Source organism: Sodaliphilus sp., assembly GCF_045598405.1.
Classification (GTDB): Bacteria; Bacteroidota; Bacteroidia; order Bacteroidales; family Muribaculaceae; genus Sodaliphilus; species Sodaliphilus limicaballi.
The window spans coordinates 1-2,461 of record NZ_JAZLLZ010000157.1; the positions used below are offsets into that span (position 1 = coordinate 1).

The 2,461-nt window shown below is 46.1% G+C and carries 3 protein-coding genes; all 3 read left to right on the top strand.

What is annotated here, in order from left to right; translation table 11 throughout:
- Positions 1-759: 759 nt before the first annotated feature.
- Positions 760-1,011: a hypothetical protein gene (locus tag ACKI3C_RS10760; RefSeq protein WP_407404886.1), complete on the top strand. Its 252-nt coding sequence runs from the start codon at positions 760-762 to the stop codon at positions 1,009-1,011.
- Positions 1,012-1,133: 122 nt separating this feature from the next.
- Complete coding sequence (locus ACKI3C_RS10765; protein WP_407404888.1) at positions 1,134-1,925, top strand: RNA methyltransferase; 792 nt, start codon at positions 1,134-1,136, stop codon at positions 1,923-1,925.
- A gap of 9 nt (positions 1,926-1,934) precedes the next feature.
- A complete protein-coding gene (locus ACKI3C_RS10770; RefSeq protein ID WP_407404890.1) occupies positions 1,935-2,312 on the top strand; it encodes a GxxExxY protein in 378 nt (125 codons plus the stop codon).
- Positions 2,313-2,461 lie beyond the last annotated feature (149 nt).

Genomic DNA, 2,461 nt, shown 5'->3' on the forward strand with positions numbered 1-2,461 from the left:
CTGGTACTTAACACCGCCGTCCGAAAGGATTGGGGAAAGGGGCAGTGTGCCCGCTCGTGACAAAAATACACAGAACTTAGCACGTTGCCTCCGATTCGGCCGAGCGATGCCCCTCTAACGCGTGCAAAAACGTTAACAAATTTTATACTGCGGATTTGAGGAGATAGTCTCATGGTTAGTAATTCCAATAATGCATTGGGCATAGTGCCAAGCCTGTTCCGCAAGTATGTCCCAACTTAACGAGATATCCTCCTCTTTATGCGCAAGTAGCGCTAAAAAATGCAAATAGTTTTTTCATATTTGGTACTATGCTGATATTCTTATGCAATCTACTCGCAAAGATAATACATTAATATTAATTAATAAATTACCCCCCCGTTTTTATGTTTTATTAACAAATAATTAATATAATAGTAACTATTCAGCAATAGAATTTTGCAGAGTCCCCGCGCGGATCTCACTCACACATGATTTTGTAATGAGAGGCTGAAAGCCGACACTCAGAACGCAGTTCTGCACATATCCCTGTCCTAACTGAGCGCAAGCGAAGGCAGGGCAGGGTAAACGCGATACACTATACTTGCTTTGGGCACATACCTTGTGCGAGAGAATGATTTCAGTGAAATCCGCGAGGGGACTACACAAACAAACTATTGGCGTCTTCTATATTTTAATATTTAACATCTATTTAGTTAGGTGTGCTCGTTTTATGCTCATGCGGGTTGTAATTTTGCACTGTAAAACAAAAAAAACACTGTTATGAATACTATCAGCAACTTACACAAGATGGCCAACGGTGACCAGATCTATGCATCGCTTGAGTGCAATGGCAAGACTATTTTCAACGTGAGCCAGTGCAATTTCAATAGCCTTGACGACGTGATGCGTTACGTGATGATGCACGCTGGCATGTTTGGCGGACTAGGCCGCGTGAAGGTTCGCAACGCCAGCCAGGGTTGGAGCACTGCCGTGACCGTAGCTTCACCGCGACGCAGTTTGTTGGCCTGCTGATAGTGCGATTCCACTGCCGCATGCCCTCCTCCAGCCCTCACAAACCCAATCTCCTACCCTCTTTGCTTGCCTGTGTGACCAAAAATTGGTAAATTTGTGGGCAAATAAGCAAATGAACTACTATGCCAGAAATCAACAACTATATCATCAAGACGGTGAAGTCGCTTGGCAACAAGCACCACCGCGACGAGGAGGGCCTCTTTGTGGCCGAGGGAACCAAGTGTGTGCGCGACACATGGGATGCATTCAACTGCCGATGGCTCATTGCCACAAAGGTGTGGTATGAGCAGTGCGGGCACGCCGGACACCGCGAGAAACTGATGTTTGCCAGCAAGCAGCAGCTCGAGCGCATGACGCAGTTCAACACTGCTAGCGAAGTGATTGCCGTGTATGAAACGCCCAAGTATGAAATCAACCCCGAACAGGTGCGCAGCGGACTCAACATCGTGCTCGACAACGTGCAGGATCCAGGCAACCTGGGCACCATCATTCGACTTGCCGACTGGTATGGCATCAAGAACATCTTTGCCAGCCGCACAACGGTCGATGTGTTCAACCACAAGGTGGTGCAAGCCACTATGGGAGCAATAGCACGCGTCAAGGTGCACTATGTTGACCTTGAAGACCTTTTCGAGGAATACAATGACATGCCCATCTACGGCACTTTTCTCAACGGCAGAAACATCTACAACAGCGAGCTCAAGAAGCCATGCTTTGTGGTTTTCGGCAACGAAGGCCAGGGTATCAGAGCCAAGGTTGAGCGCTGCGTCACCGAGCGGCTTCTCATTCCCGCCGCACCAGGCAACGGCAGTGAAAGCCTAAACGTGGGAGTAGCAGCAGCCATCACCATCAGCGAATTCATGCGTGACACCCTGTCTGCTCCCACAGAGGCACAGAGGTCACAGAGTAAATAAAGTATCCCAATGGAAATAAACGATTTAACAAATGAAATTATAGGTGCAGCTATTGAAGTTCACAAAGTCTTAGGACCCGGTTTATTAGAGAGTTTTTATCAAGATGCTCTTTTGTTTGAATTGAGGTCGCGAGGATTAAATTGTCAAAAAGAGGTTGCTGTGCCCTTGATTTATAAAGGAGTCAAACTGGGCGAGGACAAACGAATTGACATTCTTGTTGAAAATCAAATTGTTTTAGAATTGAAATCGGTGCAAAAAATCGAAGAAGTTCATCATCTTCAAATATTATCCTATCTCAGACTCTCCAATTTGCGGTACGGGTTGCTGATAAATTTTAATGTTCCGATACTCAAGCAGGGTATATATCGAAAAGTGAACGGTTATTAATAATAAATAATTCAAGTTTCGCTTGTTTATGTAATTGTTGCTAATTTGTTGTCCGGAAGGACAATATCTGAATAACCCCCACCGCCGAACGTAGTGGCGGTGGGGGAAAGAAATGCAAGAAGCACCGCGTCCAGCAGGACGCTAATCGG

Excerpts from the sequence above, each read along its gene's own strand:
- ACKI3C_RS10765 (WP_407404888.1), top strand. The coding sequence starts at position 1,134 with ATGCCAGAAATCAACAACTATATCATCAAGACGGTGAAGTCGCTTGGC.
- ACKI3C_RS10760 (WP_407404886.1), top strand. The coding sequence starts at position 760 with ATGAATACTATCAGCAACTTACACAAGATGGCCAACGGTGACCAGATC.
- ACKI3C_RS10770 (WP_407404890.1), top strand. The coding sequence starts at position 1,935 with ATGGAAATAAACGATTTAACAAATGAAATTATAGGTGCAGCTATTGAA.